Annotated in this window: 16 protein-coding genes; 11 read left to right on the top strand and 5 right to left on the bottom strand. The window is 73.1% G+C overall.

Annotated elements, in window-relative coordinates; genetic code table 11:
* Positions 1–48: 48 nt before the first annotated feature.
* Entirely contained in the window at positions 49–1,080 is a 1,032-nt protein-coding gene (locus tag ACFY0O_RS08215) for a PP2C family protein-serine/threonine phosphatase (RefSeq protein ID WP_388944192.1), read from the bottom strand.
* Between the two features lie 186 nt (positions 1,081–1,266).
* Here ACFY0O_RS08215 and ACFY0O_RS08210 point away from each other — a divergent pair, with 186 nt between their 5' ends.
* From ACFY0O_RS08210 to ACFY0O_RS08200, 3 genes are all read left to right on the top strand, one after another.
* A complete protein-coding gene (locus tag ACFY0O_RS08210; RefSeq protein WP_388944190.1) occupies positions 1,267–1,956 on the top strand; it encodes a VIT family protein in 690 nt (229 codons plus the stop codon).
* 245 nt (positions 1,957–2,201) lie between these two features.
* On the top strand, positions 2,202–3,092 hold the full coding sequence (locus ACFY0O_RS08205; RefSeq protein ID WP_388944187.1) for a TIGR01777 family oxidoreductase: 891 nt from the start codon (positions 2,202–2,204) through the stop codon (positions 3,090–3,092).
* A 193-nt stretch (positions 3,093–3,285) separates the two neighbouring features.
* Positions 3,286–4,536 carry an FAD-dependent oxidoreductase gene (locus ACFY0O_RS08200; protein WP_388944184.1) on the top strand — a complete coding sequence of 417 codons (1,251 nt, stop codon included), beginning with the start codon at positions 3,286–3,288 and terminating at the stop codon, positions 4,534–4,536.
* Between the two features lie 285 nt (positions 4,537–4,821).
* Here the strand turns inward: ACFY0O_RS08200 and ACFY0O_RS08195 are convergent, their stop codons facing one another.
* Positions 4,822–6,261 (bottom strand): regulator, encoded by a 1,440-nt coding sequence (locus ACFY0O_RS08195; protein WP_388944181.1) that lies wholly within the window; start codon positions 6,259–6,261, stop codon positions 4,822–4,824.
* 174 nt (positions 6,262–6,435) lie between these two features.
* On the opposite strand from ACFY0O_RS08195, the gene ACFY0O_RS08190 reads away from it, so the two are divergent.
* From ACFY0O_RS08190 to ACFY0O_RS08170, 5 genes are all read left to right on the top strand, one after another.
* Positions 6,436–6,744: a hypothetical protein gene (locus ACFY0O_RS08190; protein ID WP_388944178.1), complete on the top strand. Its 309-nt coding sequence runs from the start codon at positions 6,436–6,438 to the stop codon at positions 6,742–6,744.
* 77 nt (positions 6,745–6,821) lie between these two features.
* On the top strand, positions 6,822–7,631 hold the full coding sequence (gene lipB, locus ACFY0O_RS08185; protein WP_358895692.1) for a lipoyl(octanoyl) transferase LipB: 810 nt from the start codon (positions 6,822–6,824) through the stop codon (positions 7,629–7,631).
* Positions 7,632–7,741: 110 nt separating this feature from the next.
* The gene (lipA, locus tag ACFY0O_RS08180; protein ID WP_358895693.1) at positions 7,742–8,689 is read left to right on the top strand and encodes a lipoyl synthase; all 948 of its coding nucleotides are present in this window, start codon (positions 7,742–7,744) and stop codon (positions 8,687–8,689) included.
* A 225-nt stretch (positions 8,690–8,914) separates the two neighbouring features.
* Positions 8,915–9,112: a hypothetical protein gene (locus ACFY0O_RS08175; RefSeq protein WP_079426347.1), complete on the top strand. Its 198-nt coding sequence runs from the start codon at positions 8,915–8,917 to the stop codon at positions 9,110–9,112.
* 10 nt (positions 9,113–9,122) lie between these two features.
* On the top strand, positions 9,123–9,815 hold the full coding sequence (locus ACFY0O_RS08170) for a DUF4191 domain-containing protein (protein WP_358895694.1): 693 nt from the start codon (positions 9,123–9,125) through the stop codon (positions 9,813–9,815).
* Positions 9,816–9,909: 94 nt separating this feature from the next.
* On the opposite strand, the gene ACFY0O_RS08165 is transcribed toward ACFY0O_RS08170, so the two are convergent.
* Positions 9,910–10,377, bottom strand: coding sequence for an RDD family protein (locus ACFY0O_RS08165; RefSeq protein WP_388944173.1), 468 nt, complete (start codon positions 10,375–10,377; stop codon positions 9,910–9,912).
* A gap of 190 nt (positions 10,378–10,567) precedes the next feature.
* Between ACFY0O_RS08165 and glnA the strand changes: the two genes are divergently transcribed.
* Positions 10,568–11,977, top strand: coding sequence for a type I glutamate--ammonia ligase (gene glnA, locus ACFY0O_RS08160; protein ID WP_042815812.1), 1,410 nt, complete (start codon positions 10,568–10,570; stop codon positions 11,975–11,977).
* Between the two features lie 176 nt (positions 11,978–12,153).
* The gene (locus tag ACFY0O_RS08155; RefSeq protein ID WP_388944170.1) at positions 12,154–12,414 is read left to right on the top strand and encodes a hypothetical protein; all 261 of its coding nucleotides are present in this window, start codon (positions 12,154–12,156) and stop codon (positions 12,412–12,414) included.
* A gap of 45 nt (positions 12,415–12,459) precedes the next feature.
* Here the strand turns inward: ACFY0O_RS08155 and ACFY0O_RS08150 are convergent, their stop codons facing one another.
* Positions 12,460–13,113, bottom strand: coding sequence for a TetR/AcrR family transcriptional regulator (locus ACFY0O_RS08150; RefSeq protein ID WP_388944167.1), 654 nt, complete (start codon positions 13,111–13,113; stop codon positions 12,460–12,462).
* 87 nt (positions 13,114–13,200) lie between these two features.
* Here ACFY0O_RS08150 and ACFY0O_RS08145 point away from each other — a divergent pair, with 87 nt between their 5' ends.
* The gene (locus ACFY0O_RS08145) at positions 13,201–13,971 is read left to right on the top strand and encodes an SDR family NAD(P)-dependent oxidoreductase (protein WP_388944164.1); all 771 of its coding nucleotides are present in this window, start codon (positions 13,201–13,203) and stop codon (positions 13,969–13,971) included.
* Positions 13,972–13,990: 19 nt separating this feature from the next.
* On the opposite strand, the gene ACFY0O_RS08140 is transcribed toward ACFY0O_RS08145, so the two are convergent.
* A complete protein-coding gene (locus ACFY0O_RS08140) occupies positions 13,991–14,509 on the bottom strand; it encodes a DUF4240 domain-containing protein (protein WP_388944549.1) in 519 nt (172 codons plus the stop codon).
* Positions 14,510–14,623 lie beyond the last annotated feature (114 nt).

Genomic DNA, 14,623 nt, shown 5'->3' with positions numbered 1-14,623 from the left:
GCTCCTACTGGTGGCGGCACGAGGACGCGCAGTGCATGCCCCCTGAATCTACGGACGCCCCGGCCCGCCGGACAGCCGCTGATCGGGCGACAGCACCAGCAGGGCCACGTCGTCGCGGGGCCCGCCCCCGCTGAAGGCCGCGAGGTCCTGCCAGAGTGCCGGAACGAGGCCCTCCGGGTCACCCGCCAGGACCGGGACCCGGGTGGCCAGCGGGTAGAAGCAGCCGCTCGCGTCACGCGCCTCCGTCACCCCGTCGGTGTGCGCGAGCAGCCGGTCGCCCGGCAGCAGAGGCAGCTCGGCGACCTCGGGGAGGGCCGGCCCGCCCACGCCCAGGCCCAGCGGCGGCCCCGGTTCCACGGTCACCTCCGTGACCGCGAAGTCCCGCAGCAGCAGTACCGGCGGATGCCCGCACGACACGATCCGTACGAGGTCCAGCCCGGGCGGGAACTCCAGCAGTACGGCCGTGGCGAACAGCTCCGGGTGCGCCACGGAGTCCGCCGCCGCGTCGGCCGTCAGCCGCCGGTCCAGCCGGGCCGCGACGGCCGCCAGGCCCGGGTCGTCCAGCACCGCCTCCCGGAAGGCGCCGAGCAGCGAGGCCACCGTGCCGACGGCGGCCAGCCCGTGGCCCTGGACGTCCCCGACCACCGCCCGGACCCCGTACGGCCCGGCCCGTACGTCGTACAGGTCGCCCCCGATGAGCGTGCCCCGCTGGGCCGCCCGGTACAGCCCCGAGCAGTTCACCCCGCCGACCCGCTCCGGGACCGGCGGCAGCACCGCCAGCTGGGCGGCCTCGGCGACGGTACGGACGCTGACCAGCTGGGCGTCGCGGCGCCGCCGGACCCAGGCGATGACCACGCTGAGCAGGCCGACGGTGGCCACGGTGGCCAGGTCGGCGCCGCGGGCGTGCCCCACGCCCAGCTCGGGGACGCCGAGCAGGACCAGCACGAGGACGGCGAAGAAGGCGGTGCCGGCGGCCCCGTAGGAGAAGGCCGCCACGGCGGGCAGGGCGGCCAGGAAGTAGCCGAGTTCGGCGGTGGAGGTGGTCCACTGGGCGGCGCAGAGCACGGCCAGCGCCACCACGGGCGCGATCCTGGCCCAGCGGGGCGGCGGGGCCCCGTGCAGCCAGCCGGGCTCGTCCCCTCCGCGTCTCGCCCTCCGTCGCGCCCCAGCTCTCACCCCTCCACCCTGGTACGGGGTCGGGGGCGGCGCACGCCGGGTGGCCCCGGCGGGCTGGCCGGGGCGGGCGCGGGCCGCGACAGTGGAGCCGTGACGCAGACGCAGAGCGCGGCGATCAGCACCCGGCTGAACTGGCTGCGGGCCGGGGTGCTCGGTGCCAACGACGGGATCATCTCCACGGCCGGCCTGGTGGTGGGCGTGGCCGGCGCCACCACCTCGCGGGCGGAGATCCTCACGGCCGGGGTGGCCGGGCTGCTGGCCGGCTCGCTGTCGATGGCGGTGGGGGAGTACGTGTCGGTGAGCTCGCAGCGGGACTCGGAGCGGGCGGCGCTGGATCTGGAACGCCGCGAGCTGGCGGAGGACCCGGAGGCGGAGCTGACCGAACTGACGGAGCTGCTGGCCGCGCGGGGCCTGACCCAGGCGGTGGCCCGGGAGGCGGCGGAGCAGCTGACGGAACGGGACGCGCTGAGGGCGCACGCGCGGGTGGAGCTGGGGATCGAGCCGGACGAACTGGCGAACCCGATGCACGCGGCGCTGGCCAGCCTGATCGCCTTCACGGTGGGGGCGCTGCTGCCCCTGCTGGCGATCGTCCTGCCGGGGGCTTCGGGGCGGGTGCCGGTGACGGTGGGGGCGGTGCTGGGGGCGCTGACGCTGTGCGGGGTGGTGAGCGCGCGGCTGGGCGGGGCGCCGGTGCCGCGGGCGGTGCTGCGCAACGTGCTCGGCGGGGCCCTGGCGATGGCGGTCACGTACGCGGTGGGCACCTGGCTGGGCGCCGGCTGACCCCTCCGGCCCCGCTGCGGTAGCTGGGGGAGATTGAGCGCACCGGGCGCGGAGCGCACGGTTTCGGGGTCAGGGGCGGAGCCCCTGGGAACGGTGGAAGGGCGGGTAGGGGACCTCGCCCGCGCAGCGGCCCCCACCCGCACCCGACGGCCGACCCCCCCCGGGGCCCGGCGGACGGAGGGCGTCGCAGCGCCGCGACGGCCGGACCGCGCGAGCGGCGCGTGGAAAGGCGCCACACTGCCCCCATGCGCATCGCCATCACCGGAGCCTCCGGACTCATCGGCCAAGCCCTCCTCCGCTCCCTCCACACCGACGGCCACGAAACCGTCCGCTTCGTCCGCCGCGCCCCCGCCGCCCCGGACGAGGCCCGCTGGGACCCCCGGGCCGGGTACGTCGACCCCGTCGGGCTGCGCGGGTGTGACGCCGTGGTGCACCTCGCCGGGGCCGGGGTCGGGGACCACCGGTGGACGGACGCCTACAAGAAGGAGATCCGCGACAGCCGGGTGCTCGGCACCGCCGCCCTCGCCGGCGCGCTCGCCGGGATGGACGGACCGCCGGCCGTGTTCGTGTGCGGGTCCGCCGTCGGGTACTACGGCGACACCGGCGACCGGGCCGTCGACGAGTCCGCCCCCGCCGGCACCGGGTTCCTGCCCTCCGTCTGCGTGGAGTGGGAGGCGGCCGCCGCCCCCGCCCGGGACGCCGGCATCCGGACCGTGTTCGCCCGCACCGGGCTGGTGGTCGCCGCCGAGGGCGGGGCGTGGGGGCGGCTGTTCCCCGTCTTCCGGGCCGGGATCGGCGGCCGGCTCGGCGACGGGCGGCAGTACTGGTCGTACATCTCCATGCACGACGAGATCGCCGCCCTGCGTTTCCTGGCCGAAACCCCGGGCCTGTCCGGGCCGTTCAACCTCACCGCCCCCGAGCCGCTGACCAACCGCGAGGTCACCGCCGCGATGGGCCGCGTCCTGCGCCGCCCCACGCTGTGCACCGTCCCCGCCCCCGTGCTGCGCGTCGTGCTCGGGGAGTTCTCCCAGGACGTGCTGGGCAGTCAGCGGGTCAGGCCGGCGCGCCTGCTGGAGGCCGGGTTCACCTTCGCCCACCCCGGGATCGAGGAGGCCATCAGGGCCGCCCTGGCCTGACCCCGCCCCCGCCCGGTGGTCCAGGCGCTGGTCCGGCGCATTCCCCGTCCGTGTGCGACCGGTTGTGACCCGCATGCGACCGCCGTGCGACCGGAGTTGTGCGCAATACCGCGCCGGACTCGGGTTCTCCTGGAGTCCGTTGGGGGAAGGAGGATCCCCACACAGCCGCCGCGCCGACCTCGGGGAGGGGCACGTGCTCAGCAGCGACGTCGTCATCGTAGGAGCCGGAGTCTCAGGACTCGCGGCCGCGCACCACCTGATCGCCGCCGGGGTCAGCGTCAGCGTCCTGGAGACCGCCGACGACCCCGGCGGACGCATGGCCACCGCATCGGCCGACGGCTTCCGCCTCGACCGGGTCGGCCAGCTCCTCAACACCGCGTACACCGAACCCGCCCGCACCCCGGGCCTGGAGGGGCTGACCCTGCGCCCCTTCGCGCCCGGGGTCCTGGTGCACGGCGTCGACGGCAAACGGCAGCGCGCCGGGGCCCTGACCCCCGCCCGCGCCCTGGCCAGCGGCTCCCTGGACCAGGCCCGGCTCAGCGCGGCCCTCGCACGCCTCGCCGCGCTGCCCCCGGACCGCCTCCTCGCCCGGCCAGAACGCACCGCCCACGCCGCCCTCGGCTCCCGCGGCCTGCCCCCGCGCACCGTCAACGGGATCCTGCGGCCCCTGCTCTCCGCGCTGCTGCGCGACCCGGAGCTCACCACCTCCAGCCGCGTCGCCGACCTGGCGCTGCGCACCTTCGCCCGCGGCCGGCTCGCCGTGCCCGAGGGCGGCGCGGCCGCCCTGCCCCGGCTGCTCGCCGCCGGCCTGCCGCCCGGCACGGTACGGACCGGCATCCGGGTGCGGTCGGTGGCGACGAACCTCGTCACCACCGAGGAGCACGGCGACTTCGCCTGCCGTTCCGTCCTCCTCGCCACGGGCGCCCGCGCCGCGGCCGAACTGCTCCCCGGGCTGCGGGTGCCCGACTTCCACGAGGTCACCGTCATCCACCACGCGACGCCCGAGCCCCTGCCTTGGGACGGCTCGCTGCTCCTGGACGCCGACCCGAAGTGGCCGCTCGCCCACACCACCGTGATGAGCGCGGTCGACCCGGTCCGGGCCCCGGCCGGCCGCAGCCTGGTCACCACCACCGTGCACGGGCCCCCGCCGCCCGCCCGCACGGTCGCCTCCCGGCTGGCCCGGCTCTACGACACCGCGACCCGGGACTGGGAGCTGCTGGCCGTCCACCACACCCCCGAGGCCGTCCCGGCCATGCCCCCGCCGCACGACCGGCAGCGTCCCGTACGGGTCCTGGCCGGGCTCTACGTCTGCGGCGACCACCGCGACTCCAACACCGTCCAGGGCGCCCTGCACTCCGCCCGCCGCGCCGCCACGGCCCTGCTCCGCGACTTCGGCATCCCCCTCCAAACCCACCCGGACCCAGCCCTCCCAGCAGCGGCCTGACGCGAGCACCGCGGCCCGGCCCCAGGCCCCCGGGCCGGGCCGGGATCCCGCGCCGGGCCGGATCGCGGGCCGGGCCAGGACCCCCGGCGGGTCCGCGCCGGGGTGGAACCCGGGCCGGACGAGAGCCCCGGCCCGGGCCAGGAGGACCCGGCCCGGACCAGGACCCGGCCCGGACCAGGACCCGGCCCGGACCAGGACCCGGCCCGGACCCGGACCCGGCCCGGACCCGGACCCGGGCCGGGACCCCGGCCGGCCCAGAACCCCCGGCCGGGGGAGGGCCGCGGGTCAGGGCAGGGCCGCCACGCGGTCGCGGTAGTTTCGGACCGCCGAGGCGTCGCGGTACGGCTCCAGGCGGCGTTCGAAGTCGCGGACGTACTCCACCGCCCGCACCGACCGCATCTCGCTCGCCTGCTGCGCCGCCTCCGCCCCCAGCGCGCACGCCTGCTCCAGCTCGCCCAGCCCCAGCCGGGCCGTCGCCAGCACCACCCGGCAGAACAGCCGCGAGCGCGCGTACCCGGGCGAGCGCAGCTGGAGCGAGCGCTCCGCGTGCTGGGCCGAGGCCCGGTACTGCTGGAGGTCGCGGTGGCAGTGCCCGAACTCGTCCGCCAGCTGCGCCTCGTCGAAGGGCCGCGCCCAGTGCGGCACGTCGTCCCCCGGCCGGGCCGCGCCCAGCGACCGCTCGGCCCGCACCAGCGAGGCCGTCGCCGCCCGGACCTCGCCCAGCACCGCGTGCCCCCGCGCCTCCGCCACGTGCAGCAGCGACTGCACCACCGGCGGCGGGCCCGAGCCCACGCCCTGCTGGGCGACCCGGGCCAGCTGCACCGCCTCCCGCCCGTGCCCGAGGTAGACCGCCTGACGGCTCATCGTGACCAGCACGTACGACCCGTACGGCCGGTCCCCGGCCGCCTGCGCCAGCCGCAGCGCCTGGACGAAGTACCGCTGGGCCAGCCCGTGCGCGGCGATGTCGTACGAGGTCCAGCCCGCGAGCCGGGTCAGGTCCGCGGCGGCCGAGAACAGCCGGCGCCCGGTGGTCTCCCCGTACGTGCCGCGCAGCATCGGCTCGGCCTCGTGCTCCAGGTAGCGCACCAGGGCCTGCCGCGCGTGCCCGCCGCCGTAGGCGTGGTCCAGCGTGCGGAACAGCTCGCTCACCGACCGCAGCGCCGCGATGTCACCGCCCGTGACCCGCTGCCCGGGGCCCCGGTCGATCTGCCGCTGCCGGGGCACCGTGGTGCGGCCCTGGGACGGGACCCGGCCCGCGGCGGGGTCCGCGCCGCGGCCCACCCGTTCGTCGGGCCGCCCGATCAGCCAGTCGCGGCTGGGCACCACCAGCCCGGCCGGGGTGAAGGCGATCTTGCGCAGCTCGGCGTGCGAACCGGAGTCCTTGCGCCACAGCCCGCTCGCGATGTCCACGGCCTCCTCCGGGGTGGCCGCGAACTCCAGCCCCGCGTACACGGGCGCGCACGCGTCCAGGCCGAGGTCCTGGGCCGACAGCCGCCGCCCGAGGCGCCTGGTGAAGACCTCCGCGATCAGCGCGGGCGTGGTGCCGCGGGGCTGCTGGCCGCGCAGCCACCGGGTCACGGAGGTCTTGTCGTACCGCAGATCCAGCCCGTGCTCCAGCCCCAGCTGGTCGACGCGGCGGGCGAGCCCGGCGTTGGAGAACCCGGCTTCCGCGATCAGCGCCGCGAGCTGCCGGTTGGGGACGCGCTGGGCAGGTCGTTCCGTCATCGGCTCCACGGTTCCCGTACGTGACGGACCGGAGTCCCGGCCCTGTGAACGGCGTGAATGTAGCGGCCAACTCCGCCTGTGCCGCCCTCTCTGCCCCACATTCATCCGATCGTGTGCAGAATGCGTGGGGCTCTTTACGGACTCGTCCACGACCTCCGCGTAAGCTGCGCCCCCATGAGCCGCCGACCGCACGGGGCGCATCCGCCCGACGCGCACGCGAACCCGCAGCCCGGCGCCCCCCTCCCGGCCCCCGAGCTGACCGAGGGGCAGTGCCGCCGCTGCGGCACCCACATCGCCGGACTGGACGGCCGCTACGCCTGCGGGGTGTGCGGCTGGGTCAACGACCACTCCGAGGGCCACCGCCGGCTGCCGCGGGCCGACGAGGACCCGGACCGCCCGCCGTCCGGCCGCCGCCACCCTCCCCGCCTCCCGGCCCCCCAGTCGCAGCAGCAGCCGCAGCCCGGGGGCGAGCCGGGGGCCTGAGGGGCCGCGCGCGGGCCGCCGTACTCTTGACCGGTGCGGATACGTGCACACAGCAGGTTCAACGAGGAGGCGCTGCGGTGACTGAGCTTCGGTTTGTCCATCTGGGCTTCGGGCCGGAATCCGTCGAGTACACCGAGGCCTGGGAGGAGCAGCGGCGCGTCCACGCGGCCCGCTTCGCCGACGAGATCGACGACACCTGCCTGATGGTGGAGCACGAGCCCGTCTACACCGCCGGCCGGCGCACCGACCCCAGCGAGCGCCCGCTCGACGGCACCCCCGTCATCGACGTGGACCGCGGCGGCAAGATCACCTGGCACGGCCCGGGCCAGCTGGTCGGCTACCCGATCATGAAGCTGCCGCGCCCGGTCGACGTGGTCGCCCACGTCCGCCGCCTGGAGGAGGCCCTGATCCGCACCGCGGCCGAGTTCGGCGTGGAGACCACCCGCGTCGAGGGCCGCTCCGGCGTCTGGGTGCTCGGCGACCCGGTGGAGGAGCGCCCGAAGATCGGCGGCCTGTCCCTGGACTTCGACCCCCGGATAGGCGACGACGAGTTCGACGCCCGCCTCAACGGCCCCGAGTACGCCCCCTCCAACGCCGGCCAGCGCCGCGAGGACCGCAAGCTCGCCGCGATCGGCATCCGCGTCGCCAAGGGCGTCACGATGCACGGCTTCTCCTTCAACGTGAACCCGGACAGCACCTGGTTCGACCGGATCATCCCCTGTGGGATCCGGGACGCCGGTGTGACCTCGCTCTCGTACGAGCTGGGCCGCGAGATCACCATCGCCGAGGTCCTGCCGGTCGTCGAGCGGCACCTGAAGGACGTGCTGGAGCACGCCGAGCTGAAGCCGCGCGAGATCGAGCGGGAGCCGGAGCCCGCCGCCGGCTGACGGCCGCGGGAATGTGTCCCGCCGTCCCCGGGTTGGCCGGACGTAAGAACGTACGAATTACGGGCGTACCCTGGTGGGCGCCGAAGAATCGAAGTCACAGGGAGCCGGTCGTGTCCGCAGTCGCACCCGACGGACGCAAGATGCTGCGCCTCGAGGTCCGTAACGCCCAGACCCCCATCGAGCGCAAGCCCGAGTGGATCAAGACCCGGGCGAAGATGGGTCCCGAGTACACGAAGATGCAGAACCTCGTGAAGGGCGAGGGCCTGCACACGGTGTGCCAGGAAGCCGGCTGTCCGAACATCTACGAGTGCTGGGAAGACCGCGAGGCCACGTTCCTCATCGGTGGCGACCAGTGCACCCGGCGCTGTGACTTCTGCCAGATCGACACGGGCAAGCCCGAGGCCCTCGACCGCGACGAGCCCCGCCGCGTCGGCGAGTCCGTGGTCACGATGGACCTGAACTACGCCACCATCACCGGCGTCGCCCGCGACGACCTGGCCGACGGCGGCGCCTGGCTCTACGCCGAGACCGTGCGCCAGATCCACCAGCAGACCGCCGGCCGCGAGGGCGGCCACACCAAGGTCGAACTGCTGGCCCCCGACTTCAACGCGGTCCCGGAGCTGCTGGAGGAGGTCTTCGCCTCCCGCCCCGAGGTCTTCGCGCACAACGTCGAGACCGTGCCCCGGATCTTCAAGCGGATCCGCCCCGGCTTCCGCTACGAGCGCTCCCTCGACGTCATCCGCCAGGCCCGCGCCTACGGCCTCGTCACCAAGTCCAACCTGATCCTGGGCATGGGCGAGGAGCGCGAGGAGGTCTCGGAGGCCCTCAAGGAGCTGCACGAGGCGGGCTGCGAGCTCATCACCATCACCCAGTACCTGCGTCCCTCGCCGCGCCACCACCCCGTGGAGCGCTGGGTGAAGCCGGCCGAGTTCGTGGAGCTCGCGAAGGAGGCCGAGGAGATCGGCTTCTCCGGCGTGATGTCCGGTCCGCTGGTCCGCTCGTCCTACCGGGCCGGCCGCCTCTACGGGCAGGCGATGGAGAAGCGCGCCCAGGCGTGATCCACTCCGTCACACTCCGTGTGAGGTCGGGCACAACAACTTACTAACCGGTAATGCGCGATGACGCGGCCCCTAGGCTCTTTCATATGGGAGAGCCCGGCGGGCCGCGTCAATCTTTCATCACGTTTGACCCACCGGTCATGCCCTGGTAACACCAGTGAGTGACGCTGGATCCACGCACCGCACACGCCACCGATGCGAGTACCGAGAGTAGGGACCGACATCATGCAGGCCGCGCCTGTCCGCGCCATCGCCATCCCGTCCTTCAGTGAGGCCTTCCGCGGCATCGAATCGCTGCTCATGAGCGGCGCCCGCCGCAACGCCTGGACGGCCGTCCTGGAGGACCGCCGCAGGGCCAAGGACCGGGTGGAAACCGAGCACGTACTCGAGGCCGCGGCGACCCGTACCCCGCAGGCCACGTAAACTTCGCCTCATGGCGAGGAAGTCAAACGCAGAGACTGCTGCGAACCCCGGGCGACTGAAGCAGATCGCCCTGACGTACAAGATGACGCGCAAGGCCGACCCGAAGGTCGGTCTGATCGTCGCGGGCGTGGGAATCGTCACCTTCGGTGTCTTTCTTGCGATCGGCTTCCTGATCGGCCACCCGGTCTACCTGGGCATCCTGGGCTTCCTGGTGGCGTTCCTCGCGATGGCGATCGTCTTCGGACGGCGGGCCGAGCGGGCTGCCTTCGGGCAGATGGAGGGGCAGCCGGGCGCTGCCGCGGCCGTACTGGACAACGTGGGACGGGGCTGGACGACCACCCCGGCCGTCGCGATGAACCGGAACCAGGACATCGTCCACCGGGCCGTCGGCAAGGCGGGCGTGGTCCTGATCGCCGAGGGCAACCCGAACCGGGTGAAGTCCCTGCTCGCGGCCGAGAAGAAGAAGCTGGCCCGGATCATGCCCGAGGTGCCGGTCCACGACTTCATCGTGGGCAACGGCGAGGGCGAGGTGCCGCTCAAGAAGGTCCGTACGACGCTGCTGAAGCTGCCGCGCGTCCTGGCGGGCCCCCAGATCACCGCCGTCAACGACAAGCTGCGGGCCATGGGCGACCTGATGAGCAACATGCCCATCCCGAAGGGCCCGGTCCCCGGCCGCGGCATGCGCGGCCAGCGCCCGCGCTGACCGTACGCGTACACGTATACGAAACACAGGAGCGCCCTGCGAGCCGTCCGGCCCGCAGGGCGCTCCCGCGTTCGCGTTCGCTTCCGTTTGCGTCTCAGATGCGGACCTGGACCGCGCCCGAGAGCCGGTCGTGCAGTCCGCGGCCGTCCCGGTCCCAGACGAGCGCCGGGATGACCAGTGCCAGCAGCACCGTGCGGAGCACCACGCGCGGCAGGCCGAGGCGGCCGCCGTTCTGCGAGATCACCCGGAGGCCGAGGATCCGCTTGCCGGGGGTGAAGCCCACCGTGCCGACGGTCAGGATCGCCAGGACCACGAAGAGCCCCAGCGTCCAGTTGCCGGCCTTGGCCACGTCGCCATGGGTGATGAGCCCGTATGCGATCAGCTGGCAGCCGATCCAGTCGACGGCCAGCGCGCCCAGCCGGCGCCCGAAGCGGGCCACGGAGCCGGGACCCGACTGCGGCAGGCCGAGCTGCTGGCCCGGATAGCCGAAGTCGACGCCCATCTCCTCGGCGGCCGCGCGGGGGCCGGAGAGCCAGGAACCGATTGCTTGCCTGTTGTCCACTCCACCACGGTACCGGTGCGCTTCGACGGGACCTGGACGGGACCCTGGTTAACTTGTGCGAAACAAATGGGTCATGCTTGGGAAATCCCGTCTGCTTATGGTCGGTCAGCGTGCGGCACCGCACTGACGCACCGCACCACGAGCTATAAAGCCCGTCCCTGCCCCGGGGACCGGGAGTAGGAGGAGTTGGATGTTCAAGAACGCCGACGAAGTGAAGCAGTACATCGAGGAGAACGACGTCAAGTTCGTCGACGTCCGCTTCTGCGACCTGCCTGGTGTGATGCAGCACTTCACCATCCCGGCGCGAGCGTTCGACCCGGCGGAGGAGCTCGCCTTCGACGGTTCCTCGATCCGCGGTTTCCAGGCGATCCACGAGTCCGACATGGCGCTGCGTGCCGACATCACCACCGCGCGTCTGGACCCGTTCCGCAAGGACAAGACGCTCAACATCAACTTCTTCATCCACGACCCGATCACGGGTGAGGCCTACAGCCGCGACCCGCGCAACATCGCCAAGAAGGCCGAGGCCTACCTCGCCTCCACCGGCATCGCCGACACCGCGTTCTTCGGCCCCGAGGCCGAGTTCTACGTGTTCGACAGCGTGCGCTTCGCGACCTCCGCGAACGAGGGCTTCTACCACATCGACTCCGAGGCCGGCGCCTGGAACACGGGCTCCGAGGAGAACAACCGCGGCTACAAGGTCCGCTACAAGGGCGGTTACTTCCCGGTCGCCCCGGTCGACCACTTCGCCGACCTGCGCGCCGAGATCTCCCTCGAGCTGGACGCCCAGGGCCTCCAGGTCGAGCGCCAGCACCACGAGGTCGGCACCGGTGGCCAGGCCGAGATCAACTACAAGTTCAACACGCTGCTGGCCGCGGCCGACGACCTGATGCTCTTCAAGTACATCGTGAAGAACGTCGCCTGGCGCAACGGCAAGACCGCGACCTTCATGCCGAAGCCGATCTTCGGCGACAACGGCTCGGGCATGCACGTCCACCAGTCCCTGTGGGCCGGCGGCGAGCCCCTCTTCTACGACGAGGCCGGCTACGCGGGCCTGTCGGACACCGCCCGCTACTACATCGGCGGCATCCTCAAGCACGCCCCGTCGCTGCTCGCCTTCACCAACCCGACGGTGAACTCGTACCACCGCCTGGTCCCGGGCTTCGAGGCGCCGGTCAACATGGTGTACTCGCAGCGCAACCGCTCCGCCGCCATGCGCATCCCGATCACGGGCTCGAACCCGAAGGCCAAGCGCGTCGAGTTCCGCGCGCCGGACCCGTCCTCGAACCCGTACCTCGCCTTCTCGGCGCTGCTGCTCGCGGGCCTCGACGGCATCAAGAACAAGATCGAGCCGATGGAGCCGATCGACAAGGACCTCTACGAGCTCTCCCCGGACGAGCACGCGAACGTCCCGCAGGTCCCGACCAGCCTCGAGGACGTCCTCAAGGCCCTGGAGGAGGACCACGAGTACCTCCTGGCCGGCGGTGTCTTCACCCCCGACCTGATCGAGACCTGGATCGACTACAAGCGCACGCACGAGATCGCCCCGATCGCGCAGCGCCCGCACCCGCACGAGTTCGAGCTCTACTTCGACCTGTAAGAAGTTGAGCCCGGCGCACGTCGGGATCGTGCCTGGTGGGAGGCCCCCCGCCGCTCTTTCGGAGAGCGGCGGGGGGCCTTCTGCTTTTGACAGGGGACCCGAGTGGAGTAACGGTTGAGTGGGACGTAAAAGCCCGATAAGCCCGATAAGCGATACATGTTCGGAGGTGCATGAAGATGCGCCGTAGGATCATCGGTGCCGCCGTCGCGGGTGCCGCAGGGGTCACGCTGGCGCTGCTGCCGCTGAGCAGCGCGTCCGCCCATGACCACGACGGGAACTGGAACCGCTCGAGTCACTCCCGCTGGGCCAACAACTGGGACGATGACGACGACTGCGGCAACAACGGCCACTGGCGCCACCACGGCAACTGGAGCGACCACGACTGGGGCCGCTGGGACAACGCCAACTGGTACCACGACTGGGGCGGCTGGCGCTGACCGCGCCGCACCCCCCGACCTCTCACCGGTGCCCCTGCCCCGCCCTCAGCGGAGCAGGGGCATCGCGCCGGTCAGCTCCCGCAGGCAGCGCACCGCGAGGTCGGCGGGGGAGCCCGGGCCCGAGACCGGGGCCTGGCCGGCGGACCACAGTTCCAGGGCGACGCGGATCGCGTCGGTGGCGGCCGCGGACACCAGGCGTACGGACATCTCGCCGGCCTCCGGGCCCGCCAGCCGGGCCACGATCGGGACCAGCCGCTCCTCCGACTCCTGGTTCACCCGGTACCAGACGGCGCGCAGGGCCTCGTCCGTGGCGGCCGCGCGCAGCAGGCCGCGGGTGACCTCCAGGCCCTCCTCGACGGCCTTGGAGTCGCTCAGCGCCCGGGTCACGGCCCGTTCCAGGGCCTGCGCCAGCGGGGTGGCGGGGTCCTCCTCGGCCAGCAGGGCGCGCCAGGCGTCGCCGCCGCCCGCGAGGAGCGGGGCCACGGCCTCCTGTTTGTTGCGGAAGTAGCGGTAGAAGGTGCGCAGCGCGACCCCCGCCCGGTGTGCGATGTCCTCCGCCGTGGTCCCGTCGGGGCCGTGTGCGGCGAAGAGCTCGCAGGCGGCGCGGGCGATGTCCAGCTGGGTGGCGGCCTTGCGGCGCTCCGTCAGCGACTGGGTTCCGGAGCCGTTCTGGGGGGTGTACGGGCGGGGAGATCTCACGGGTGAAGCCTACCGCCAGTCGGATCAGATGGTTGCAATCGATGCCAGTCTGGCAAAACGTGCCATCTTCTCGGTACGCTGCACCCCATGAACCGTTACGAAGGACGTCGCGTCCTCATCACCGGCGGCGGCTCCGGCATCGGCCAGGCCACCGTGCACCGCATTCTCGCCGAGGGCGGCCGCGTCCACACCGTGGACGTCAACGAAGCCGGCCTCAAGGCCACCGCCGACCAGGCGGCCGCCGACGGGCGCGCCGACCGGCTCACCACCGCCGTGCTGGACATATCCGACGAGACCTCGGTCAAGGAAGGCGTCGCCGCCGCCGTCGACGCCCTCGGCGGCATGGACGTGCTGGTCAACGCGGCGGGCATCCTGCGCTCCGCGCACACCCACCAGACCACCCTCGACTTCTGGAACAAGGTCATCGCGGTCAACCTGACCGGCACCTTCCTGATGATCCGCGAGTCCCTCCCCGCCCTCCTGGCGGGCGACCAGCCGGTCGTCGTGAACTTCAGCTCCACCTCGGCCAGCTTCGCGCACCCCTACATGTCCGCCTACGCGGCCAGCAAGGGCGGCATCCAGTCGATGACCCACGCCCTCGCCGCCGAGTACAGCAAGCAGGGCCTGCGCTTCGTCTCCGTCGCCCCCGGCTCCATCGAGAGCGGCATGACCACCGGCACCGGCCCCGGCCTGCCCGAGGACACCGACTGGTCCCTCTTCACCAAGCTCGCCCCCGCCCTCGGCCAGGGCTTCGCCGGCCCCGCGACCGTCGCCGGCGTCGTCGCGATGCTGGGCTCCGAGGACGGCGCCTTCATCACCGGCACCGAGATCCGCATCGACGGCGGCACGCACTACTAGGTCGGCCAGGCCGGCCAGGTCAGCCCCCGAAGCGCTCCCAGAGCCGGGGGTAGCGCTCCGCGAGCACGGCTTCGTTCTCGAAGTCCAGCGGGGCGCCCTCCGGCTCCTCCGCCTGCAACGGGATCCCCAGGTCCGGGGCCACCGCCCCGGTCAGCTGCTCGTACGCCTCGTCGGCCGCGTAGCCGAGCTCCTCGCCGTCCCCGTCGATCTCCTCGTCGAACTCGCCCAGCAGCTCCGCCAGCTGGTCCGGATCGTGCACCGCGCCCTCGAAGACCTCCCGACCCTGCCCGATCAGCCAGCACCGGAAGTAGTCGAACGCGTCGTCGCTGGCCCCGCCGAGCAGCACCCAGGCCGCGCCCCACAGGTCCCAGGTGTACGCACGGTTGTACCGCGACTCGAAGTGCCGCGCGAAATCCAGCACGGAGTCGGGATCCAGCTGCGTCAGCCGTTCCACGAGCAGCTCGGCATGCTCCTCGGGGTCGCCGTCGGCGGCCTCGCGGGTACGGTCGACGATCTCCCAGAACTCCGTCTCGTCCATCACGGAATACAGCATCCGGGCTCGACCCCCACCCCGCCACCGCTCATACGGCCAAAGGCCGGTCCCGGGTCCCCCGCCCGGCCGCATACTCGAACCCGAAGGGTCCGGGGCGCG

This window comes from Streptomyces sp. NPDC001594 (assembly GCF_042893675.1).
Taxonomy (GTDB): domain Bacteria; phylum Actinomycetota; class Actinomycetes; order Streptomycetales; family Streptomycetaceae; genus Streptomyces.
This window is presented reverse-complemented; position numbering and strand designations above follow the sequence as displayed.